Here is a 22781-nt window from a genome sequence, read left to right as displayed (position 1 = left end):
AAACTCACCTATCTACTTACGTATTTGCCATCATATTGGTTGTCATTTTTCGTAGAATACCCTATACAAATTAAGAATTACTACACAATGACAAATATGACCCTTGCGGTTTCATATGCATATTGAACTTGACGTCCTTTGCACGCATATCAATAGTTATAAACGGCTTAGAACAACATCCATTAGGACAAATTTTTTAAAATAAGATTTTAGAATAAAACATTTAACAAATACACCGAGCATGACCTGCTGTAACTGCTATTAAGGATATAACAACGACAATGACTCACTCTTTCATTAAAAACCCAGTGAAAAACCAAGCGCACTCTGCCAAACGCGTCGGTATTCTTGGTGGTGGTACGGCAGGAGCAACCATTGCTATTCGCCTTGCGGCATTAGGGCTTGAAACTTATGTATTTGAAAAAAACAAATCGCTGATTGATGGTCCACCGATGTGTCACTTGCATGCTGGCGGCAATCTATACCGCGAAATTCCTGATGAAGATTGTGTGGCTCTCCTCAAACAATGTATCGATATATTGCGCCTTTATCCTTATACCATCGATGTTCGCCCAACAGTATTTGCCGTACCAACTCGCGATGAAGGCTTGCCAGAAGATTTGCTACCACGTCTTAATATCTTGACTGATGCGTATCGTAAGCTTATCGCCGAAGATGCTAATAACAAAGTGTTGGGCGAACCTGAAAACTATTATCAGCTTTATAGTCATGAGCAACTCATTGCGCTGTCTAAACGTGAACAAGTCACTGTGCCGTGGTCGGTTGATGAATGGATGATACCAGTAGCTAAGTATTTGGACTTAAATAAAGTCAAGTTTCCACTGATTGTCGTGCAAGAGTATGGCTGGAATATTTTTCGCTTGGCGGCCTCTGCGCAATTGGCATTAGCAGATTATGAGCATGCACACGTCTTTACCGATACGCAGGTTAAGCAAGTCATGCCTGTTGATTGTGAAAATTGCTCAAACGCTGACCATCATGTCACTAAATGGCGTATTGATTATCAACAAGCTGCCAGCTCTGAAACTAAGCTTACAACTGAATCTGAGACCAAAAATACAACTGAAAATACAACTGAATCTATCGAAGTGGATTATTTAATCAATGCTTGCGGTTTTCGTACGGGCGTCATCGACGATATGGTCGGGGTCAAAGTCACGCGTATGGTCGAGTTTAAATCGTCTTATATTACCCACTGGGATAATACCGGCGGACAGATACCAGAGATTATCGTTTATGGCAGTCGCGGCACACCAGAAGGCATGGCACAACTCACACCTTACCCTGGTGGTTATTTTCAAATACATGGCATGAGCAAATTTATCACGCTATTCGATGATGGCTTGGTCGCCTCTAGCAAAGACAGCGCCCAACCTAAGCTGCCGCCGCAGTATATGCACTACATCGAAGATGGCTGGGATAAAGCACCGTTACAAGCGCGTAGTCAGCAAGCGATTGATTATGTAGCGGAGTTTGTACCGACCTTCCATAGCGCACGTACGGTCGGTAACGCGCTATATGGTGGGCAGCAAATTCCCGGTGAAGACGATACGCTGCGAGTGGCTGATGTAAGCTTGTACTCTAATATTCGCTATGCTCGTGCGGAAAACGTCAAAGCATCATCAACTTTGATTGCTGCCGATCAAATCGTTGATGAATTGACTGAACTTGGCTTAATCGATCATGACACGCCAGCCAACCGCAATCGTTATGCTCATAATTGGGCGTATTTAACAAAACACGATAGCATGGCGATTGATGAAGTCGCGCGTACACTGGCTGAGCAACGAGGCTTTCCATTCGCAATGGCTGATGTGAATCACGGTATTGGCGGGACAACTTTAGAGGGTTTCAACACGGCTAATGATGCAGGTGCTACTGAGATATAAAAAGCGTTCTATTAAAAATTGAACAAAAAAAGGAGAGAATAGCTAACGATCAGCCCTTCTCTCCTTTTTTATAGATGAAACATTTATATATAAAAGCATTTACAGATAAAAACATTTATAAATAAAAGCATTTATAAATAAGAATACGTACTCTTAATTACCAGCCATTTTTTCGGTATCGACTGCATCGTCTATTTTTACGACTGTTCTTAATAGCTCAATGGCTTCATTAATCGTGTTACATACCACCAAACGCTCCAGATCTTCTTGCTTCATAAAACCTTGGTCAGCCGTATATTTTAAGTGCTCGATCATACGATCGTAGAAACCATTGATATTCAAAATAATCATCGGTTTTTCATGTTGATAGAGCTGACGCCACGTGGCGATTTCCATAATTTCCTCTAAAGTACCAAGCCCGCCCGGCAAGGTAATAAAGGCATCGGCATACTCCGCCATCACGGTTTTGCGAGTGTGCATGGTATCTGTCAAATGCAGGCGAGTCAGCTGCTCATGAGCAATCTCATGTTTGAGCATAAAGGTTGGAATCACACCAACCGCTTGCGCACCGCCTTGAATCACCTCATCTGCAACGGCACCCATCAGCCCGATGCTCGCGCCGCCGTAGACCAAACCCATGCCATTGTCAGCAAGCGCACTACCCAACTCGCGGGCTGCCTGCTCGTAGACTTCATTATTGCCCAAACGCGAACCACAATAAACCGCTACCAACGGCATCGTTAACGTTGATTTATCCACTGCTTTTTCAATATTGGTAATGTCTTGACTGGTAATGACTTCATAAGTGTCATTGTTAATTTTCATTTGCATATAGCTTCCTTAATTTTTATATCGATTGTTTTTGTTAAATACTCGTTAAAACCCTAATGAATAATACCACCCCAGATAAATAGCATAGAACTTGAAAGTCACAATTGAACGCCTTGCTTGCCAGCATTTATCTTAACATAAGCGATGCTATCAGGTGGTTATCAGCTAATTTAAGCGGTTTATCACTACGTAATGACTACATTTTAAGAGCAGATTATTGATAAATAATTGCAAATAAATAACCACTCCACACCGCATAGAACCATAACAATATGAAGGTTACAGCATGGAAAATAAACAGTATCAGACGGATATTTATTCACTGAGTATCATGACTGAGCACAATCAGGCATTGGCAGCGACTGTCTATCTCCCTAAAAATAAGGTAAAAAAAGCGGTTATGATCGCGCCAGCAACGGGTATCAAGCGCCAGTTTTATCACAATTTTTCCACTCACTTAGCAGAAAATGGCTTTGGTGTACTAACCTTTGACAATGAAGGCATCGGTGAATCACTGTCGTCTGCATTGGCTAAATGCGATGCATCGCTGATTAGCTGGGGTCGCCATGATATGCCAGCCGTCCTTGATGCGTTGCAAGATGAGTTTTCCGACGCCACTTATCATTTAATTGGTCATAGTGCAGGCGGTCAGCTGATAGGTTTGATGCCAAATTATAGTGCGCTCGCTTCAGTGTTCAATGTCGCCTGCTCATCAGGTCGTATTAAAAATATGAGCATGCCTTATAAACTCAAGGCGATGGGTTTTATGGATGCCTTTATTCCACTCGCCAACTTGGCGTTAGGGTACACGCCGTCAGATAAAATTGGTATGGGCGAACCGCTACCACGGGGCGTGTCTCGGCAGTGGCGCGAATGGTGTAATGGCGCAGGCTATATCAAAACAGCCTTTGGCAAAAGTATACAAACGCACTTTTACAATGACATTACTATGCCATCATTATGGCTGGGGTTTAGTGATGATGACATTGCCAATAGCAAAAATATGGATGATATGATTCGTGTTTTTACTAAAATGCCAGTCGAAAAACAGTTTTTAGATCCCAAAGACTGTGGTCTAAACAGCATCGGTCATATGCGCTATTTTAGTAGCAGAACCAGTGCTAAAGCACCGCAGCTTTGGCAAATGGCAGTTGATTGGCTAGCTAAGCAGCAATAAGTTCGGTTTAGTTAATCCATTCAAGTGCAATTCTATTTAGTCTTGCGTACTTTTTGCTGCCTGTTCTACTTTGACACGCTTGGTTAAGGCAGAATAAAGCGACGGCTGCATATTGTGGATATTACCCAGCATCCATTTTACGTAGCTGATGGGCACGTCTTTAATCAGCGTGCCTTTATGTTTGCTAAAGGGCATTTTGCTCACTGGATTGGCTTTATTAGCGATAGCATGGACAACAGCAAAATCCGTCGGTGCTATGGCTAGGCGCTCACAACACGCCTGATAAAGCAGATAACACATACGCGCATCACCTAGCGCATCATGAGCGGCAATCGTCATCCTACTTGCTTCCTCTTTGCCTAATAATTGCTCGATACATTTGGACTGACCATAAGCACTCCACTCTGGAAAAGCCACACGCGCCAGCCGAACCGTACATATCAACTTAGTAGACGGACTGCCAATAACCCGCCAATCAAAGCGCACATTATGACCAATCAAATACTGTGGCAACTCAAACGCCTCTAAATCAAAGCGCTCAAGACCAGCGACATCCTCATCGGTGATACCATGAATTCTAATGACAACTGGCGATATCGAGCGACCACTATTAAAATACTTCATCCACTCAAAGCCCGTCATCGCATTAATAGTCGCCACTTGAATCGGACGCGGATCACGACCTTGGTCGGTTTCGGTATCGATAATCAGCGCAGTATCAGTCATAAAAGTTCAGCCATGGATAACAATAATAGATAGTAATAATAGATAGTAACATTGGTATTTTATGTAACGTTTTAAAAATACGTAAACTTTAAAAGAAACGTTATGTTTATGGGGATAAAAACTAGAGATAACAATGGCATACAAAGAATAGATAACTTCACTTATATAATATCAATTGAAGTCCATTTAAAAAACTGAAGAGAGATAGATGCCAGCAGATGACAGTAATCCACAATTAAAGCCACAGAAAAAGCCAACCTTTTTAAATCGTGTACTCAGTGTGCTTATTAAAGCGGCTGTATTGTTGATGCTATTATTTGTATTTGATAGGCTCTTACCCAGTATCAGCCAACAAACTCAGTCATTTGTGATGGCAAAATGGCAACAGCTCAGTTTATTACAGCAGGAACTACCGACGGAAAACAGCTTACCCAGTCCACTTCCAGAGCAACATCTAACAGATACATGGGGCGCTGCACGCAGTCAAGGTCGCAGTCATGAAGGTATCGATATCTTTGCCGCACGAGGCACACCAATACGAGCCACGACACAAGGCATCGTCAGCAAAGTTGGTGAAAATACGTTAGGCGGTCGTGTGGTGGTGGTGGTTGGACCAGGCGGCGCAGGGCATTATTATGCGCATTTAGAAGATTATGCAGATATTAGTCCAAACGACTGGGTTAATGCCGGCGATATCATCGGCTACGTCGGCGACAGTGGCAATGCAAAAGGTACGCCGCCACATGTACATTACGGTATTTATATCAGCGGCAGTGCAGTGAACCCCTATCCACTTTTACAAAAAGATTAGGGTACCGCAGCTGATCTAATGTGGGCAGCTGGAAATACCATACTGAACGTCGAGCCTACCCCTTCTACTGATTCAATTTGTAAGTTAGCCTCATGCTGATATAAAACGTGTTTAACGATTGCCAAACCTAGCCCTGTGCCGCCAGTCGCCCGACTACGACCTTTATCAATACGATAAAAACGCTCCGTCAACCGTGCGATATGCTCAGGTGCAATACCAATACCGTTGTCTTCGACGGCAAATCGGCAACCTTCTGACGTTTTTGTCCAGCTAATGGCGATATTACCGCCCTTGGGCGTGTATTTGATGGCATTAATCACCAGATTAGAAAGCGCGCTATTTAGATACATCTCTGAGCCATACAGTCCGTCATAAGTGTCTATCTGCAAGTGAATGGTATGCCCATATTCTTGATTGTACGCTTGCGCATCATCATAAACATGGGTCAGCAGCTTGGTCATATCAATATAGCTGAGCTCATGGGTTTCTTCGATTTCGATGCGAGATAACAGCAATAAGTCATTCACAATTCTATTCATACGCGCAGTCTGTTGGCTCATCAGCTCAAACCCGCGCTTCCAATGCGGCGGCATATCTGGCTGATCCGAAAAATTTTCTAGATAGCCCATCATGACGGTCAACGGTGTGCGTAACTCATGCGAGACATTCGCCACAAAATCGCGGCGCATCTCCTCCAAATGATGCAAGCGCGTCACATCATAAATAATGAGCAACTTCTCGTCGCCAAAAGGTGTGAGCTCACACTTTAGATAACGCTTGGGCGCGCGCCACGAGACAATGTGCACACCATCCTGAGCACCATCGTTAGGGTTGGTCGTCGCCTGATAATACTGACGAAATTCAGGCGCACTGATAAAGTCAAAAATGCACTTACCTTTATCTGATAATTGTAACAACATTAAATCTTCGGCGGCCTGATTCCACCATTCGAGCCCATCATCGTCATTGAGCAAAACCACCGCATCACGCAATGCGCGTAGTGCGCTTCTAATTTTTTTGAGTTGATCCGTTGTATTTTGCTGAGTTGCTAGCAGTGATTTATTTTGTTGGTCGCCTTGAGCCGATATTAGGGTGTTCATCCATCATCCTTATCACTATTCGCCGTTTTTCACTGTGCTGCGATTAACATGCTGCTTTTATAGCGAATAAAAACCGTCCGTTAAATTGGTTCAATAAAGCTAGAAAATCGATAGCCTGTCCCACGCACCGTCTGTATCAACGTATCACATTGATGCGGTCGTAATAATGTCCGCAAACGTTTGATATGCACATCAATGGTTCTATCTTCGATATATACATTACCGCCCCATACTTGGTCTAGCAGCTGCGTCCGCGTATAGGCACGCTCTGGATGACTCATAAAAAATGCCAATAATCGATATTCCGTAGGCCCGACATCAACCACTTTACCAGCCGCTGTCACTCGCTGACTTTTGGGATCAAGGCTCAAATTGCCGATTTCGATAGGTTTATCACTATTGAGCGCGTTACTACGCCGCAATACTGCTTTGATTCTGGATATCAACTCACGTGTCGAAAAAGGCTTGGTCATATAATCATCAGCACCAGCATCAAGGCCATGCACCTTGCTGTCCTCTTCACTTTTAGCTGTCAACATAATGACTGGTATCTCAGCGAGTAGCTCATCGTTTTTGAGCAATCGGCAAAAATCAATGCCACTTTTATCACCGGGTAGCATCCAATCTAGCAAAATCAGCGCAGGGCGGTGATCGACCACTTGTTGGTGCGCCTCAGATACATCCGCTGCCTGCAGACTATCAAATCCCGCCATCTCTAGCGTCATGACGATCATTTCACGAATCGCAGGTTCATCTTCAACAATCAAAATTTGCTCATTATACATACGGCATTCTCAGTGTTAGAGGACAACATTTAGCTGACAAAAAAGGCGATAAATGCTCGCCTGCTGCTCCCTATTAAACGGGGTAATTATGACAGTTTAATGACATTCAACTTTTAAGCGCTTCATAGATCTCGTGACGGCTAATGCTTAGTTTACTCAATTCACTTCTAACAAGAAATTCAATGGCCCGTCATTGACGCTCGACACTTGCATATTAGCGCCAAACTGACCCGTTGCCACGTTTGGATGTTGCGTGTTGGCATAGGCGACCAATTGCGCAAACAACGCTTGCGCCGCATCAGGTGCCATCGCACCACCAAAGTCAGGGCGACGACCCTTGTCTGTTTTTGCCATTAGCGTAAACTGTGATACCAATAACAGTCCGCCACCAACTTGCTGGACATTTTTATCCAGTTTGCCGTACTTGGCAGGATCATCATCATTGTCAAAAATACGATAGGTGAGGATTTTATCCACCATTCGCTGTGCGCTTGTTAGGTCGTCATCAGGCCCTAAACCAATATAAGCCAATATGCCTTGCTCAATCGTACCAACACACTGCGCATCGACGGTAACACTAGCATGGCGTACGCGCTGTATAAGTGCTTTCATTTACGGATTCCTTACCAATTATGCCCATACAATAATACGCCGTCCATGATAAAATACGGCCATTCTCTTGCTTATTAATTATTACATCACACCCTATTTTGGTAGCCTCATTATGAATGTATTCACTACTTTACAACAGCTTGTCCCGCAGCAGCAACTGAGTAAAGTTGCTGGGCGTCTAGCCGCTAGCCGCCATCCTTATGTTAAACGCACGTTTATCCGTAGCTTTGCTAAAGCCTACAACGTCAGCTTAGACGAGTATGAGCGCCAAAGTCTCAACGCCTATGAGAGCTTTAATGACTTTTTTACCCGTGAGCTAAAAGAAGACGCGCGCCCTATCGACATGACGCCTCATGGTATCGTCAGTCCTGCCGATGGTATTATCTCGCAGTTGGGTCAAATTGACGACCATAAATTGCTCCAAGCAAAAGGTCGCTATTATGACGTTGGTCAACTTCTTGCTGACAGTGAAGATGGGCGCTATTTTGCGGATGGCAGTTTTGCAACGGTTTATCTTGCGCCCAGTAACTATCACCGTGTACATATGCCCTTCGCCGGCACTCTGACCAAAACCCGTTATGTACCGGGTACGCTGTTTTCGGTCAACAATACTACGGCGGCGAACGTGCCAGACTTATTTGCGCGTAATGAACGCTTGGTTTGTCTGTTTGATACAGTATATGGTAAAGCAGCGGTGGTGATGGTTGGGGCGATGATTGTCGCTGGTATCGAAACGGTGGCAACTGGTAAAATTTCCCGCACTGATGATATTCAAGAAGCTGAGCACAATATGAGCTTTGAAAAAGGCGATGAGCTGGGTCGTTTTTATTTAGGCTCAACCGCAATTGTCATTCTACCAAAAGGCGCAAAAGCAGATTGGCAAGACAGTATGAAAGCCGATAGTGTGGTGAAAATGGGACAGCTATTGGGTGTCGCTAACACTCCATAGGCAAGCGATTTAACGACTCAAAAAAGCTCAGTTCAGCATCCTAATCTATGTTGAACTGAGCTTTTTATTGTGGGTAATTATCTTATCGCAACATACTAGCTTAATAATGAAAGTAGTTAATAAAAAAAGTAGTTAATAACGAAAGTGTTTGAGAATAGGATAAGTAAATAAGATGTTTTCTTCTTGCGTACCGCGTCCGATATTGTGAATAATCAGCGGTGTACCATCCGCAGCGACTTTATCGGAGACGATACCTGTATGCGGCAAATTGCCATTCGGTAATCGCCACGTCACCACATCCCCTGCTTGAAAACTGGCTTTATCAGTCGTCGATAATGTCTTTGCGTGACGCGCAAAAAACACTTCAAGATTGGGCACTCGGCGATGATCGATATTCTTATCGGTTGATTTGAGCCCCCAAGTCTTTGGATAAGCCGACCAATTTGACTTCATATCATGGTTGACTAATTGCTGTAGATCTATATTTTGCAAGCGATAAGCACGGACGATAACATCGGTACAGACGCCAGTTTCTATCGGTACATCGCCACGCGGAAAATCCAACTTGCGGTAAGCAGGATCATAGCTGGTGGTAATGCCTATTTGTTTTTTGGCATCGTGCGCCAGTTTATCACCATTACTAATAGGTGCGGCAGCCTGAGTTAGTTGCGCCAAAGTTAATAGGCTAACAAAGACGAGCGATTTAGCAAAAACCTTATAAGTGCCAGTAATCCTCATTTAACAATCTCTCTATATAATGTACTTAATCGCTCATTTAGCTAATTCTAAATACTTTAATATTTAAAGAATACAAATATTTGCAAACATGTAAACGGCAAAATGATGGCTCTATTTAAGCATCAACCAACCATCCTTGCTGGGTCGCATAGTCGATATTTTTTGATAGCCAATCATGAATGGGAGGAAAGCTGTCTTTGATAAAAGCAAGTGCCGCAGTCACTTGCGAGCACGTGACGTTAGCATCAATCCAGGTTTTTCCATTGGTATTTACATTCAATAAAAAAGGCAATAAGCGATCAACCACTCTGAGCAGCTGACTTTCATTGCTGCTACCCGTCTCCTGCTCTTCCCAAATCTCATTTAAATCCATGATGCCATTGCCACGCTCAGCTTGCAATCGAGCAATGCCCGCACGTTCTTCAATGTGCGCCTCGCTACGACTGTTTGCGAATAAAAACGTATCGCCTGCGTCAATCTCACCCAAGTCATGTACCAATGCCAACTTGAGTAGTTTTTCATGATTGACATCTAGCTCAAACTGTTCAGCGATAGACCAGCACGCCATCGCTAAATGCCATGAATGTTCGGCAGAGTTTTCTTTGCGTGTGGTATGCGTCACATAGCTACGACGATTGATACGTTTAAGCGCATCAAGCTCTAATAAGAAATGAGTGACATGATCTATATCAATGTTTGAGGCAAGCGTTGGATTGGTTAATAAAAGGGATTTAGTTGATGGCATAAATTTTCTCTTAATTTTTCTACAAATATATAGCGCTTCATTTTACCTTTACGCATAAGCAAGTATTATACATTTTATGAGCGCTATAAAAGAGCATGCCAACCTATAGCGAATTAGCACTACTATAAAAAATAGCGCTTATGTGAGTAAGCGCTATCGATTCTATCTTGAATAAAAGAACTATTTAATCAAGTTGCTGATGGTTTTAAAAGCAGGGTCTTGACTGCTTCGGCATAACTCAAACAGAATGGTTTCAACCGTGGTAATCACGCCACCAGCACGGCGAATACGGCGAATTGCTTGCTTTTTATCATATGGGAAGCGTGAGCCGACCGCATCACCAATGATGACGGGCTGCATACCATTATCTAGCAAATCAAGCGCTGTTTGTAGTACACAGACATGTGTCTCTACGCCAAATAGCAAAACAATACTTCGATTTTGCTGCGCTAAATAATGCCATGAATCATCATTATCACAAGCGCTAAAAGTGACCTTTTCAAAGCTTTTGGCGTTATCGCCTTCTAATACCTCGCGTATTTCAGGTAGCGTATCGCCAAGCCCTTTTTTATACTGTTCATTGAGCATGATAGGGATATTCAGTGCTTGTAGACCTTTAATAAGCGTCACTGTTTTTTTGACGATGTTTTCATGGTCATAAATATGCGGTGTTAAGCGTTCTTGAACATCGATTATCATCGCTTGGGTATTTTCGCGAGCGATTCGATAGGTACGATCGGTAATCATAGTAGACATGGCACACTCCTTGTACGGCTGACTTTATTGTTAAAGGCTATGTTAATTTTATCATTGATATTGTCTTTATTAGCCTTACTCTTATTTAGTCATAGTTTACTGAGGGCGTCAATGGAGATAGTCTCTAATAATGATTAATAACAATTCATCACGTTTGATTCATACTGCTTGATATAGTTTCTTAATGAAGAATAGCCAATAACTATATATTATGACGCCTAGCATTACGTAATAAAGACTGTTTTTGAGTCATGACTATGACCACACCGAAAACAATACCAAAACACAAGGTTAAAAGATAATACACCATATAAATGAGCGTGTTTATAAATGCAAAGAACATGCTGGTTAAAGTAATGATTAATATCGCAGCGATAGTACCGCCGAATAGCTCTCGATATTTTTTATTAAAAATCTTAAAGGCCACCAACGGTATCGCGATACCAAACAAGCCAAATGTAGCACCCCAAACACCTGCCATGTCCATATCAAAATATAGCACCCCTAAAACATTAGAGAAAATACCACATATAAAAAAGGCCATCGTAAAACGTATAGGACCCAATACTTTTTCCAAAATATAACCTGTCGCAAAAAGCATCCCCAGACTCATTACTAAATGCATAATCCCTGCGTGTACAAAAAGCGATGTCACTACTCGCCAATACTTACCAGCTTGCATCGCGTCCATCGTCAACCCACCCACAATATTTACCTGTCTAGATAAAGGGTCAATGATATCCATACCCATGAATACGGTCAGTATAAATGTACCTATACAGGTCAGTATTAACACCAACGTCGCAGGTCGCTCTTTATTACTTCTAAACCAAACTACTAGGCTCTTTGATACATCACTTACTGGTGCTCGTTTTTTTACAGGCTTTTGTTTTTGTATATGTTTTCGCTTTTGTATATGTTTTTGCGTACCTTTCTTTTCTTGACTATCAAACTCTGCTGCAAGAACGAGCAACAAGCACAGCACCATACCAATAAAAAACGAACCAAATCCCCAAACAAAATCACGATCTAAGCTATCAGCAAGTAATCCTGTTTCTGGCTTCAATATCAAGGGTGGCAAATTAGATTGCCTATTAGCCGTAGAAATCGTGTGTAAGTAAGCATTTCTGCTATTTGATGATTTAAGTTTCTTAAAGTAGCTGATATTAGAGAGGTCTTTGGCTGCGTACTTATGGCGCGAGTCGTTAATAAACGCTGAATATTGACTGTCTTTAATACTTTGGTCTGCACGATTATCGTATTTCGTGTGGTAGCTAGAACCTAGCCAAATATTCTCAGCGGCTATAAATGGCGTCGCAATGTAATAATCAATATGCAATGTTGAGTCAAAATTTCGTCCACTGATTACTTGTGTTTCTATATAAGAAACGCTCTCTAATTTGAGTGGCTCAAAATCATTTACTCTGAAATACTTTTGCTTTGGATAATGACGAATATCATTCAAGCTATTTACTTCAATAACTTCGTAGGCAGCCTTGGACAAATAGTTTTGGCTGAGAACGAGCGGTATCACTAATGCTAAAACCATCGTTATAAAAAAGTAGCCTGAACTACTACGCTTAACCCACTTTAAAGTCAGAAGCTCATACCTCGGCCACATCCAAATACTAACGACTAAAACAGATAACAGAAAAGGAATACCAAAATCCCAATAGCCTTCCTTTAAAGGTAGAATATCTAGATAAATATCTAGCAACCAACGTAAAGCACCGAAAAGTAGAATAGTCAGGATACTAAGACTTAAATATGGCAAGAATACTTGCTTTAGTTTTAGTTTGATCGATTCTTTAGCGCTTAGGCTTTGTATTCGCTTCTGTTCATCCCTTTTGCTTACTCTTTTTTTGTTTCTGCTTCTATTTTTATCCTTATACCTATACTGGCTTTGCTTGTTATTATCATCCATGCACTATCACCATTCATTTATAGTAAACCAAATTCTAATTTTGATAGCCTTTTTTACTCAACCAATAATGGTATGCTGGGGTTTAGCATAATTACTTATATTATTTTACTGTAGGCACAAAAAAGCGCCTCCAACATTAAGTGAGAGACGCTCATTTTACAAGACATTAGTACAAATTTAATCGACAAATATCAGCTTTATTAATATTTACTGCTATTTGGAGATTAGATAAAAATTAAACACGCTCAATAATCGTCGCGATACCTTGACCAAGACCGATACACATCGTCGCAAGCCCAATTTCAGTATCCGACTGCTCCATGGCGTTTAGCAATGTTACCGTGATACGAGCACCAGAACAACCCAGTGGATGTCCTAATGCAATCGCGCCACCATTAATGTTGACGATGTCTTGCTTGTCCGTCAAGTTTAAGGCTTTTAGTACTGATAAGCCCTGGGCTGCAAATGCTTCGTTTAGCTCGATTGTTTGCATATCATCGATGCTCATGCCAGCACGCTTAAGGGCTTTTTGCGTTGCAGGTACTGGACCGTAGCCCATGATAGCCGCATCACAACCAGCAACAGCCATGCTACGAATACGAGCACGTGGCTTAAGACCTAATTCTTTGGCTTTTTGCACGCTCATGATTAGCATTGCTGAGGCACCATCAGATAGTGCAGATGAGGTAGCAGCAGTCACTGTGCCACCTACTGGATCAAAGGCTGGACGTAGCTTTTGCATTTGCTCCATCGTCGCATCAGGACGAATCACTTCATCGACAGTACATAGTTGCAGGCGACCCGCTTCGTCATGACCTTCGATACCGATGATTTCATTATCAAAACGACCTTCGGTGGTCGCAGCCCATGCACGGCGATGCGACTCAAGACCAAAGGCATCTTGCTCTTCACGGGTGATATTATTCATGCGACCAAGCATTTCAGCGGTCAAGCCCATCATGTTTGAGGCTTTAGCATAATGCTTTGACGCTTCAGGGTTAAGATCAACGCCATGCATCATGCCGACGTGACCCATATGCTCAACACCACCGATGATGAATACATCACCTTGACCGGTCATGATTTGGGCAGCAGCAGTATGTAGCGCCTGCATAGAAGAGCCACATAGACGGTTAACGGTTTGACCGCCAGCAGTCTTTGGAATACCCGCCAGCAGACCGATGTTACGACCGATGTTCAAGCCTTGCTCTAGGGTCTGATTGACACAGCCCCAAATGATGTCTTCGACGTCACATGGGTCAAAGTCATTACGCTCAACCAATGCACGAACCAATTCAGCAGACATGCTATCAGCGCGGACATGACGGAACATACCGTTTTTGGTTTTACCCATCGCTGAGCGTACGCCATCTACGATGACCACGTCTTTTGGACTTAAAATTGTCATACTATCTTCCTTTTCAATTTTTATTGTCAGTGGCAGTACCACAATGCTCGCTTATCTAATTTAGAAAATTAAGATCATTGATAATAAATAAATCACCAGTAATCTTATCGAGCTTGTGTACTGCACTTCATCCTAGTAATGACTGCCCATTACGCGGTGGCGTAAAAGGTCTCGCCTGCTGCTGCCATATCGCGAATTTTTTGCGGGGCTTCATAAGCTTTGCCAAGGTATGCGTATTTTTCACACAGTGCCAAGTAGTTATCTAGACCCATTTGGTCGATATAACGGCAAGGTCCACCGCGGAATGGCGGGAAACCAACGCCCATAATCATCGCCATATCCGCTTCTGACGGCGTGCTGACGATGTTGTCTTCTAGGCAACGTACAGTCTCATTACAGAAAGCCAGCATGGTGCGGTCAATAATCGCTTGATCTTCAAACGTTTGCTTGTCGCTATCTGTGGTGGTTTTTAATAGCTCATAGGTGGCTTCATCAGCAACTTTCTTTGGCTTGCCGCGTTTGTCCATTTCATACTTGTAGAAACCAACGCCGTTTTTCTGACCTAAGCGTTTGTTTTCATATAAAAGCTCAATCGCACCTTTATAATCAGGCTTCATGCGGTCAGGGAAACCTTCTGCCATGACTTCTGCGCCATGTACGCCCGTATCTAAACCAACCACGTCGATTAGATAAGCAGGACCCATTGGCCAGCCGAATTTTTCCATGACTTTATCGACATGAGCAAAGTCAGCACCTTGCTTAAGGAGCAAATCAAATGCACCAAAGTATGGGAACAATACGCGGTTCACTAAGAAACCTGGGCAATCGTTAACCACAACAGGTACTTTACCCATTTTAGAGGCTAGTGCAACGGTGGTTGCAATCGCTTCTTCAGATGATTTCTCACCACGGATAACTTCAACCAATGGCATACGGTGTACTGGGTTAAAGAAATGCATACCAACGAAGTTTTCTGGACGCTCAAGTGCTTCAGCCAAGAATGTAATAGAGATGGTCGAGGTGTTTGACGCTAGGATACAATCATCTTTTACTAAGCCTTCCACTTCTTTTAGTACCGCACGCTTCACGTTTGGATTTTCTACGACCGCTTCGATAACGATATCAGTCTCAGCAAAATCGCCATAATTCAAAGTAGGGCGGATACGGCTTAAGGTTTCACCCATTTTTGCTGGGGTCATTTTGCCGCGATCGACCATTTTACCCAGTAACTTGCTGGCTTCGCCCATACCAAGGTCTAATTGCTCAGACTTGATGTCTTTCATGATGATTGGCAAGCCTTTGCTGGCTGCCTGATAAGCGATACCACCGCCCATGATACCAGCGCCAAGTACGGCCGCTTCATTGATTTCATGTGCTTTTTTGCTATGCTGCTTGGCTAACTTCTTAACCAACTGATCGCTTAAGAACAAACCAACCAAGCTTTCTGCTTGTGGGGTTTTCGCCGCTTTTGCAAAACCTGCGGCTTCTACTTCAATCGCTTTATCACGTGGTAAGTTAACGTGTTTTTCCATCGCAGCGATAGCAAGTGCTGGCGCAGGATATTGCTTCGGATTGGCTTTAGCAAAGATCATACCTTTAGCGCTGTTAAATGCCATCGCTTGCTCAAGCTGATTTAATTTAACTGGATTCAGCTTCTCTTCACGCTTCGCTTTCCAATCAAGCTCACCTGAGATACATTTTTTGACCAAATCAATGGCCGCATCTTGCAAGTCATCAGCAGCAACGGTCGCATCAACCAAGCCTAGTTTTAGGGCATCAAGTGGTTTTTTTGGTGTACCAGTCGCAATCAGCTCAAGCGCATTATCGATACCAATCACACGCGTAGTACGAACCGTACCACCAAAACCTGGGAAGATACCCAGTTGGGTTTCTGGTAGACCGATGATGGCTTTGTCGCTCATGACGCGATATTCACAAACCAAGGTCATCTCACAACCACCGCCAAGTGCCGCGCCATTGATGGCCGCTACTTTCGGAAACGGCAGATCTTCAAAGCGGTTAAAGGCGTCATTGATACCTACGACCCAATCTTTAATCTCGCTTTCTGGCTTTTTAAAAGAGCCAACGAATTCTGTGATATCAGCACCAGCGATAAAAACGCCTTTGCCTGAGGTCACGATTAAACCTTTGACGTCGTCGGCTTTTTCTAAAGCAGTAACCGCTTCACCAAATTGCTTATTGGTTTCAGCATCAAACTTATTCACGCTCTCATTTTCGGCGTTGTACTGCATATTGGCGATGCCATCCTCTAGCATTGTCACCGTGATGCGATTTCCTTGGTATACCATTTGGAACTCCTTGCTATATAACGAAAGCTACGTTTTAAAATTAAAAGTTTTAAAATTAAAGGTCATAGCCAGTTATTGTTAGAAAAACGAGTAATAACACTGCCAATATACTGTGTTATAAAGTCAGTATAGAGTAAGCAGTGAAGATGTCTTTATTATCCAGCGCTCATGGTTATATATTCATTTTTTATGCTTAATATTACCGCGTTAGCACAAGTGAATATGGCGCTTCATTTATATATATTGTGACCAGTACTGATATTGAACATACTAACATTAAAAATATGGACTGAGAGTTGAGCAAATTTTCCGCTGAAATAAGCACGCAAACCTTCTGCCCTAAATCATCAGATCATTTTTACGCCAATTAGTGTAGGGGATTATGCCCCTAACTGTCACAAGCTAATACCATACTCACAAGTCACTCTTAAATCAGCAGCAGCCCTTTACCTGACTAGTAATGTGCTTTAAGTGACGGTTTGTATACTGAAATTGTATACTAAAAATTCGTCTTTTAAAGATTATAATGACAGATGCTTATCGTCGCACGCCGTCACACGCTTAACTTGATTCTTTATCAAAACATATCCACTGACTAAGTTAAATCACCAATACGTAACGAGGGCTTGTTGCATTATTTCGGTGTGCTTAATCGAATTTTTAACAGTAAGCTGCAAAAATATGGCATTGATGATGCTCAGCCCATAAGCTATATAATCTATCATGCTACACTAGCGATATTTTTATTATTCACCTGATAAATGGTTGGGTTATGACTGTTTCTTCTACGCCAAGCTTTATACCTGAAAGCCTTATACCTGAAAGCCTTATGCCTTCAAGACTTGTATCTTTTACTAGCTTTAATAACAACACCGAGCAATTTCATAGCGCCGTGCGCGCGCAACTTGCACAAGATATCGACGTGCTGTTTGCTTATGCTGAGCTGCCAAGCCCGCTGCTTGATGCCTGTCGTTATGTGATGACCGGTCAAGGTAAATTGGTGCGTCCACTATTGGTCGCCAGCGCCTTTGATAGTGTCCATCATAGCAATGCTAATGACAATGAAAATACAGATAAAAGCACTGACAATAAAAACAGCATGGCTAACGCTGATGGTTTGGAAGCTCTGTTAGAAAACGACTCCGATTATGATATGGCGCGCCGTGCGGCATTGGCGGTGGAGCTGCTGCATACCTATTCGTTGGTACATGATGACTTGCCCTGTATGGACGATGATGACTTGCGCCGTGGTCAGCCAACGGCTCATATCGTCTTTGAAGAATCGACCGCCCTACTCGCTGGCGACGTGCTACAGACGCTCGCCTTTGAAGTATTGACCGCAGAGCTGCCCACTTTTGCACCCTTTGATTCAGCCATTTCAAGCCAGCTTATCGCAATATTTGCACCACGTGCACGGCGTATGGTTTCTGGTCAAATGCTTGACTTGAACGCTGAGGCTAGTGCTAATATTTCACAAAGCGATCTAGAAGCTATCCACCGTGATAAAACAGGCGCATTGATTGAAGCCGCTATGCTTATGGGCGGCATCTGTGCTGGTGCGACCGCTCCGCAGCGTATGGCATTACAAGAGTGCGCCCAGCATATTGGTCTCGCCTTTCAAGTACAAGACGATATCTTAGATGTGACGACTAGCACCGATACCCTTGGCAAACCTGCTGGCAGCGATGAAAAATTAGACAAATCTACCTATGTGAAATTGATGGGTGTCGAAGACGCGACCAGCTATGCGCAATCGCTATTTAATGATGGACGTGCAGCCATCATTCGTGAACTGAGTCGTCATGAATCAAGCGGTAGCGAGCTTGGCAATGACGCAAACAACGATGCTTTACTGGCATTAATAGAATGGCTATGGGCACGTAAAAAATAGTCACAAATTTAATTATCAAAGAACGGTAAGGAGTGGTCAACATGGACAGTAACCCTACCCCGCGTATTTATCTTGGCACTGGTGGCTATAGCGATACCGATCTACTCGGTACGCTGTATCCAACGGGCACAAAGAAAACGGACTTCTTACGCGAATACGCCAAACAATATGGCGCGGTCGAGATTAATAGCACTTTCTACGCGCCTATCGGGCAAAAAGCCTTTGCTGGGATGGTCGATAAAGCCTATGTGCAAGCAGACAGTGAGTTGAAGTTCGCCGTCAAGCTGCATCAAGACTTTACTCATGCGCGTAAGGGCACTGCCGAACATGCGCAAGCGTTTTTAAATGCCCTATCCCCGCTTATCGAAGCCAATGCTCTAGCGCCTTTACTATTACAATTTCCCCATGGCTTTGACCGTACTCGTGAGCATCGTCTATATCTTGCCAATCTCGTCAGCTGGTTTCAAGATTATCCATTAGCGGTTGAGTTTCGTCATAACGGTTGGCATACCCCGCAAGTGGTCGATAGCTTTATCAAACAAGGTTTGATTTGGTGCAGCGTCGATTATCCTAAGGTGAATGGCCTACCACCGTCACGATTGATATTTACTGAGCGAACTGGCTATCTACGGATGCATGGTAATAATTTGAACTGGTGGGATGCGATGAGCGCTGCTGACCGTCATGATTATCGCTATAGCGAGGCTGAAATGAATGATTGGGCACAAGCGATTGCCAATCAGCGTCAGCATTTTGATACGCTTTATATATTCTTCCAAAACACCGTTAATGCGCATGCGTATTATAATATTGCGATGCTTAGAGAGGCATTGGGTAAGTTTGGGTTTGAAGTGTTTTAGAGTATAGTTAGCGAACCATACTCTACTCTTAAATATTTAGTACGAACTAAATACATTTTATTTCAAATTCTTTAATAATATGACATTCCCATCTTGATTACTCAACTATAGTACATATATATAAGTGGATTAGATTAAGAATATATATAATTAATAAGAAGTGCATAAACATATAAACAAAACTGTTATTTTTAGAGGAGTACTTATTAAATGATGCTAATGGATATATCATTCTCATGTGAATGCGGCGAACAGATAGAAGAAACAGTTTACGTTCCAATGCCTAACTTTGCAGCTGAAAAAAATAAAGATAGTGGCAGTGAACATTACGAAGAAATTTGTTGTGAAGTATGTGACAAAGAACATGAAATATGTGTAGTAAATACTTTCTATGCAGCAGATTGTTATCTAACCAATGAAAATACTAATATAAGTTATGGAATGCCTTATTTTCCTGAGTCAGATTATGATAATGAAGAACTTGAGTGGATAATTGAAAGTGAAACTCAACTTGATATTTTTCAAAAGCAAATAATGAGTGTTGAAAAGCTATTAGCGGTAGACGTAGATGAAGAAGCTCATTTCAGTTTATTAGTTATGCTATACGGTCATGTAGTTGCCGCAATAGAGGCATATCTTTCTTCGACTTTTATACAGAAAATAACTAACTCTGAAGAGTTGACTAGAAAGCTTGTTGAGACCGACCCTACATTTTCAAACATGAAATTTACTTTGAGAGAAATTTATGAGAAGCAAGAAAAATTAAAAATAACTGTTGCAACATATTTAAAAAGCTTAATATTTCATAATATTAGTAAAATAAAACCCATGTATAAAGACGTGTTAGATTGCGAATTTGGAGATATTGGATGGTTGTTTCAAGCAGTCGAAATAAGACATCATTGTGTACATCGAGCAGGTTTTGATAAAGAAGGGGCTAAGATTGAATTATCAATAGATATATTAAAAAATCTAGTTACTAAAGCAACAAGTTTGACTTCTCTAATTGAAAATACAGTAAATCCTACTCCTACTCTTGACCCTGCTATTTTTGATGTAAATAACCCTCCTTATTAAGATAAAAAACCTAGACCAAAAAAAGGACGCCTCTCAGCGTCCTTTTTTCTACTTATAAAGTAAATCAAAACCTTAAGTCTTAAAGATTACTCTTCAACACCAGCATCTTGACCTTTATATTTTGCGTTTGCGTAGTCCCAGTTCACTAGCTTGTCTAGGAACGTGTCGACATAATCAGGACGACGGTTACGATAATCGATGTAGTAAGCATGTTCCCAAACGTCACAGGTCAATACCGCTACTTGGTCGTGTGCCAATGGCGTATCAGCGTTAGCTGTTTTAGCGATTGATAGTTTGCCACCGACTTTATCAGCCACTAGCCATGCCCAACCTGAACCAAACTGAGTCAATGCTGCGTTTTTGAACTCTTCACGGAACTTGTCATAGCTACCGAAATCTTCTTCGATTTTGCCTTTCAAATCACCAGTAGGTTCGCCGCCGCCGTTAGTTGGCGTCATGCAGTTCCAGTAGAACGTGTGGTTCCATACTTGGGCTGCTTGGTTAAACATACCTTGCTTACTGTCATCTTTAGCAGTCGCTACGATGATTTCTGGCAATGTTTTGTCTTCCAGACCAGAACCTGGTAGCAATTCGTTGAGCTTAGTCACGTAGGCATTATGATGCTTGTCATGATGATACTCTAGCGTCTCGGCACTGATATGTGGCTCTAGTGCATCTTTTGCGTATGGTAGCTCTGGTAAAGTAATGTTTGACATAGTTATTTTATCCTTGCTGTTTTTAGCCGTCATTTTATAAAAACTCATTATAGAAACTGAATTTTACGCTATTTTTACATGATAAAAAACACTATAAAATGGCGGACTAAATTGGCTGAGTTTATTGTTTGAAATGAATATTATTGCTTAATACCGTTTATTGTTTAACACAGTATCACGTATTATTATGAATCCAAAATTAACTTACTTTTGTTACAGTTTGCTCAAAAGCCAAGTGCTTGACTTCATAAGCATTTATTAACTTAATATTCACAAGCCATAAGATATCATTCACGTTAGCTTGGCGGCTATTATAGCAACAGTGGCGACAAATATCAGTTACCAAATGTTATGGATAACACTGTTAGTATAGCCTTTGGTTGTCTATAGAATAAGCGCAGAATGCCATGCCAATCGTGCTAGGCACTTAGCTGACTGATAGACTGATGAAATTGGCATTAAGAGACAGCTATAATTTAAAAACTGACCATACTTTCAATAATGATACTTTCACTAACCATATTCTTAATAATGACATAACGGAATAACCCTATGAGCACCACGAATACCTCACGATCCTCTACCCAATCGACCCCTGATAATCAATGGGTGCTCGCCAGTAATAATAAAGGCAAACTGGCTGAGTTTAAAAGGCTGTTTGCCGAGGCAGATTTGGATGTGACGATCATCCCGCAAGGTCAGCTCAATATTGACGACGCCATCGAAGACGGGCTAAGCTTCGTTGAAAACGCTATTATCAAAGCGCGACATGCCAGCCGTATCAGCGGACTGCCTGCGATTGCTGACGACTCAGGACTGTGTGTGCCTGTATTAGGTAACGCACCGGGCATCTATTCTGCTCGCTATGCTGGTGAGCATGGTAACGATGGTAAAAACAACATCAAGCTCATCGCTGACTTGCAGCCTATCCGTGATGCGCAAGCTAACAAACCTATTAAAGGGTTATTTGTTTGCGTACTGGCGATGGTTCGTCATGCTGATGATCCGCTACCGATTATCGCGCAAGGTCTATGGCAGGGTGAGATTTTAGAGACAACGCATGGTGACGGCGGTTTTGGTTATGATCCGCTGTTTTGGTTGCCAGAGTTGCAAGCTAGCGCCGCGAGCTTAAGTGCTGCTGATAAAAACCGCATCAGTCATCGTGGTCAGGCGATTCAGCAATTATTGGCGCAGTTGCCGTTGTAGATAACCTTAAGATAACCTTAAAACCTATAGTCGATTCAATTTATTCCTTTAGCTATTAACGCTGATACAAGAAAGTCGAGCACAGAGATACAAATCGTACTTTAAGCGAGATTGACGATGTAGCAGATTCAAAGTGAATGGACGATAAAGAGATAATTTTTACTTTAATAAACAGATAGATTATACTGTTCTACTTTTAAAATTTTGTTGAAAGCCGTTATTTGTCTGTATAATTCACCAAAAAGCGTTA

At 42.3% G+C, this 22781-nt stretch carries 20 protein-coding genes; 8 read left to right on the top strand and 12 right to left on the bottom strand.

The features are described from left to right. The first annotated feature begins 281 nt into the window (after positions 1 to 281). Positions 282 to 1910 carry an FAD-dependent oxidoreductase gene (locus tag I3252_RS09825; RefSeq protein ID WP_193008918.1) on the top strand — a complete coding sequence of 543 codons (1629 nt, stop codon included), beginning with the start codon at positions 282 to 284 and terminating at the stop codon, positions 1908 to 1910. Positions 1911 to 2063: 153 nt separating this feature from the next. Here I3252_RS09825 and I3252_RS09820 read toward each other — a convergent pair whose 3' ends face one another. Beyond that, on the bottom strand, positions 2064 to 2741 hold the full coding sequence (locus I3252_RS09820; protein ID WP_238035058.1) for a TIGR00730 family Rossman fold protein: 678 nt from the start codon (positions 2739 to 2741) through the stop codon (positions 2064 to 2066). Between the two features lie 286 nt (positions 2742 to 3027). On the opposite strand from I3252_RS09820, the gene I3252_RS09815 reads away from it, so the two are divergent. Then, positions 3028 to 3918, top strand: a complete 891-nt coding sequence (locus I3252_RS09815) for an alpha/beta fold hydrolase (RefSeq protein WP_238035057.1) — start codon at positions 3028 to 3030, stop codon at positions 3916 to 3918. Between the two features lie 36 nt (positions 3919 to 3954). On the opposite strand, the gene I3252_RS09810 is transcribed toward I3252_RS09815, so the two are convergent. After that, positions 3955 to 4644, bottom strand: coding sequence for a 3'-5' exonuclease (locus I3252_RS09810; RefSeq protein ID WP_238035056.1), 690 nt, complete (start codon positions 4642 to 4644; stop codon positions 3955 to 3957). A gap of 208 nt (positions 4645 to 4852) precedes the next feature. Here I3252_RS09810 and I3252_RS09805 point away from each other — a divergent pair, with 208 nt between their 5' ends. Next, positions 4853 to 5455: a M23 family metallopeptidase gene (locus I3252_RS09805; RefSeq protein WP_201502571.1), complete on the top strand. Its 603-nt coding sequence runs from the start codon at positions 4853 to 4855 to the stop codon at positions 5453 to 5455. Here the strand turns inward: I3252_RS09805 and phoR are convergent. From phoR to dtd, 3 genes are all read right to left on the bottom strand, one after another. Beyond that, positions 5452 to 6555: a phosphate regulon sensor histidine kinase PhoR gene (gene phoR / locus I3252_RS09800; RefSeq protein ID WP_201502572.1), complete on the bottom strand. Its 1104-nt coding sequence runs from the start codon at positions 6553 to 6555 to the stop codon at positions 5452 to 5454. The genes I3252_RS09805 and phoR overlap by 4 nt on opposite strands. 80 nt (positions 6556 to 6635) lie before the next feature. Next, positions 6636 to 7340, bottom strand: coding sequence for a phosphate regulon transcriptional regulator PhoB (gene phoB / locus I3252_RS09795; protein ID WP_201560814.1), 705 nt, complete (start codon positions 7338 to 7340; stop codon positions 6636 to 6638). Positions 7341 to 7496: 156 nt separating this feature from the next. Continuing rightward, positions 7497 to 7952 (bottom strand): D-aminoacyl-tRNA deacylase, encoded by a 456-nt coding sequence (gene dtd, locus I3252_RS09790; protein ID WP_201554859.1) that lies wholly within the window; start codon positions 7950 to 7952, stop codon positions 7497 to 7499. 112 nt (positions 7953 to 8064) lie between these two features. Here dtd and asd point away from each other — a divergent pair, with 112 nt between their 5' ends. Next, a complete protein-coding gene (gene asd, locus I3252_RS09785; protein ID WP_238035055.1) occupies positions 8065 to 8901 on the top strand; it encodes an archaetidylserine decarboxylase in 837 nt (278 codons plus the stop codon). Between the two features lie 132 nt (positions 8902 to 9033). On the opposite strand, the gene I3252_RS09780 is transcribed toward asd, so the two are convergent. From I3252_RS09780 to fadB, 6 genes are all read right to left on the bottom strand, one after another. Further along, a complete protein-coding gene (locus I3252_RS09780) occupies positions 9034 to 9639 on the bottom strand; it encodes a DUF1287 domain-containing protein (protein ID WP_238035054.1) in 606 nt (201 codons plus the stop codon). Between the two features lie 115 nt (positions 9640 to 9754). Then, the gene (locus I3252_RS09775; RefSeq protein ID WP_238035053.1) at positions 9755 to 10384 is read right to left on the bottom strand and encodes an HD domain-containing protein; all 630 of its coding nucleotides are present in this window, start codon (positions 10382 to 10384) and stop codon (positions 9755 to 9757) included. A gap of 180 nt (positions 10385 to 10564) precedes the next feature. Further along, on the bottom strand, positions 10565 to 11140 hold the full coding sequence (locus I3252_RS09770; RefSeq protein ID WP_045447933.1) for an isochorismatase family protein: 576 nt from the start codon (positions 11138 to 11140) through the stop codon (positions 10565 to 10567). Positions 11141 to 11342: 202 nt separating this feature from the next. Next, positions 11343 to 13064, bottom strand: a complete 1722-nt coding sequence (locus I3252_RS09765; protein WP_238035052.1) for a rhomboid family intramembrane serine protease — start codon at positions 13062 to 13064, stop codon at positions 11343 to 11345. A gap of 235 nt (positions 13065 to 13299) precedes the next feature. After that, entirely contained in the window at positions 13300 to 14472 is a 1173-nt protein-coding gene (gene fadA, locus I3252_RS09760; protein WP_238035051.1) for an acetyl-CoA C-acyltransferase FadA, read from the bottom strand. 149 nt (positions 14473 to 14621) lie between these two features. Beyond that, positions 14622 to 16781 (bottom strand): fatty acid oxidation complex subunit alpha FadB, encoded by a 2160-nt coding sequence (fadB, locus tag I3252_RS09755; RefSeq protein WP_238035050.1) that lies wholly within the window; start codon positions 16779 to 16781, stop codon positions 14622 to 14624. Between the two features lie 772 nt (positions 16782 to 17553). On the opposite strand from fadB, the gene I3252_RS09750 reads away from it, so the two are divergent. The 3 genes from I3252_RS09750 to I3252_RS09740 all read left to right on the top strand — a co-directional run bounded on the left by I3252_RS09750 (position 17554) and on the right by I3252_RS09740 (position 20609). Beyond that, positions 17554 to 18672, top strand: coding sequence for a polyprenyl synthetase family protein (locus I3252_RS09750; protein WP_238035049.1), 1119 nt, complete (start codon positions 17554 to 17556; stop codon positions 18670 to 18672). A gap of 41 nt (positions 18673 to 18713) precedes the next feature. Then, positions 18714 to 19532: a DUF72 domain-containing protein gene (locus I3252_RS09745; protein WP_238035048.1), complete on the top strand. Its 819-nt coding sequence runs from the start codon at positions 18714 to 18716 to the stop codon at positions 19530 to 19532. A gap of 210 nt (positions 19533 to 19742) precedes the next feature. Next, positions 19743 to 20609, top strand: a complete 867-nt coding sequence (locus I3252_RS09740; RefSeq protein ID WP_238035047.1) for a hypothetical protein — start codon at positions 19743 to 19745, stop codon at positions 20607 to 20609. A gap of 86 nt (positions 20610 to 20695) precedes the next feature. Here the strand turns inward: I3252_RS09740 and I3252_RS09735 are convergent, their stop codons facing one another. Further along, complete coding sequence (locus tag I3252_RS09735; protein ID WP_238035046.1) at positions 20696 to 21325, bottom strand: superoxide dismutase; 630 nt, start codon at positions 21323 to 21325, stop codon at positions 20696 to 20698. A gap of 552 nt (positions 21326 to 21877) precedes the next feature. On the opposite strand from I3252_RS09735, the gene rdgB reads away from it, so the two are divergent. Then, positions 21878 to 22531 (top strand): RdgB/HAM1 family non-canonical purine NTP pyrophosphatase, encoded by a 654-nt coding sequence (rdgB, locus tag I3252_RS09730; protein ID WP_238035045.1) that lies wholly within the window; start codon positions 21878 to 21880, stop codon positions 22529 to 22531. The last annotated feature ends 250 nt before the right edge of the window (positions 22532 to 22781 follow it).

The organism is Psychrobacter sp. Ps4, assembly GCF_022129285.1.
Taxonomy (GTDB): domain Bacteria; phylum Pseudomonadota; class Gammaproteobacteria; order Pseudomonadales; family Moraxellaceae; genus Psychrobacter; species Psychrobacter immobilis_A.
Note: the sequence above shows the minus strand (reverse complement) of the source record. Positions and strands in the feature narration are given on the sequence as shown.

What these genes read in the sequence shown, in the direction of transcription:
- I3252_RS09810 (WP_238035056.1), bottom strand. Translation starts at nt 4,644, where the DNA reads ATGACTGATACTGCGCTGATTATCGATACCGAAACCGACCAAGGTCGT.
- I3252_RS09735 (WP_238035046.1), bottom strand. Translation starts at nt 21,325, where the DNA reads ATGTCAAACATTACTTTACCAGAGCTACCATACGCAAAAGATGCACTA.
- dtd (WP_201554859.1), bottom strand. Translation starts at nt 7,952, where the DNA reads ATGAAAGCACTTATACAGCGCGTACGCCATGCTAGTGTTACCGTCGAT.
- I3252_RS09750 (WP_238035049.1), top strand. Translation starts at nt 17,554, where the DNA reads ATGACTGTTTCTTCTACGCCAAGCTTTATACCTGAAAGCCTTATACCT.
- I3252_RS09775 (WP_238035053.1), bottom strand. Translation starts at nt 10,384, where the DNA reads ATGCCATCAACTAAATCCCTTTTATTAACCAATCCAACGCTTGCCTCA.
- I3252_RS09780 (WP_238035054.1), bottom strand. Translation starts at nt 9,639, where the DNA reads ATGAGGATTACTGGCACTTATAAGGTTTTTGCTAAATCGCTCGTCTTT.
- I3252_RS09825 (WP_193008918.1), top strand. Translation starts at nt 282, where the DNA reads ATGACTCACTCTTTCATTAAAAACCCAGTGAAAAACCAAGCGCACTCT.
- I3252_RS09815 (WP_238035057.1), top strand. Translation starts at nt 3,028, where the DNA reads ATGGAAAATAAACAGTATCAGACGGATATTTATTCACTGAGTATCATG.
- fadB (WP_238035050.1), bottom strand. Translation starts at nt 16,781, where the DNA reads ATGGTATACCAAGGAAATCGCATCACGGTGACAATGCTAGAGGATGGC.
- I3252_RS09805 (WP_201502571.1), top strand. Translation starts at nt 4,853, where the DNA reads ATGCCAGCAGATGACAGTAATCCACAATTAAAGCCACAGAAAAAGCCA.
- I3252_RS09740 (WP_238035047.1), top strand. Translation starts at nt 19,743, where the DNA reads ATGATGCTAATGGATATATCATTCTCATGTGAATGCGGCGAACAGATA.
- I3252_RS09770 (WP_045447933.1), bottom strand. Translation starts at nt 11,140, where the DNA reads ATGTCTACTATGATTACCGATCGTACCTATCGAATCGCTCGCGAAAAT.
- I3252_RS09820 (WP_238035058.1), bottom strand. Translation starts at nt 2,741, where the DNA reads ATGCAAATGAAAATTAACAATGACACTTATGAAGTCATTACCAGTCAA.
- fadA (WP_238035051.1), bottom strand. Translation starts at nt 14,472, where the DNA reads ATGACAATTTTAAGTCCAAAAGACGTGGTCATCGTAGATGGCGTACGC.
- I3252_RS09765 (WP_238035052.1), bottom strand. Translation starts at nt 13,064, where the DNA reads ATGGATGATAATAACAAGCAAAGCCAGTATAGGTATAAGGATAAAAAT.
- phoR (WP_201502572.1), bottom strand. Translation starts at nt 6,555, where the DNA reads ATGAACACCCTAATATCGGCTCAAGGCGACCAACAAAATAAATCACTG.
- I3252_RS09745 (WP_238035048.1), top strand. Translation starts at nt 18,714, where the DNA reads ATGGACAGTAACCCTACCCCGCGTATTTATCTTGGCACTGGTGGCTAT.
- rdgB (WP_238035045.1), top strand. Translation starts at nt 21,878, where the DNA reads ATGAGCACCACGAATACCTCACGATCCTCTACCCAATCGACCCCTGAT.
- phoB (WP_201560814.1), bottom strand. Translation starts at nt 7,340, where the DNA reads ATGTATAATGAGCAAATTTTGATTGTTGAAGATGAACCTGCGATTCGT.
- asd (WP_238035055.1), top strand. Translation starts at nt 8,065, where the DNA reads ATGAATGTATTCACTACTTTACAACAGCTTGTCCCGCAGCAGCAACTG.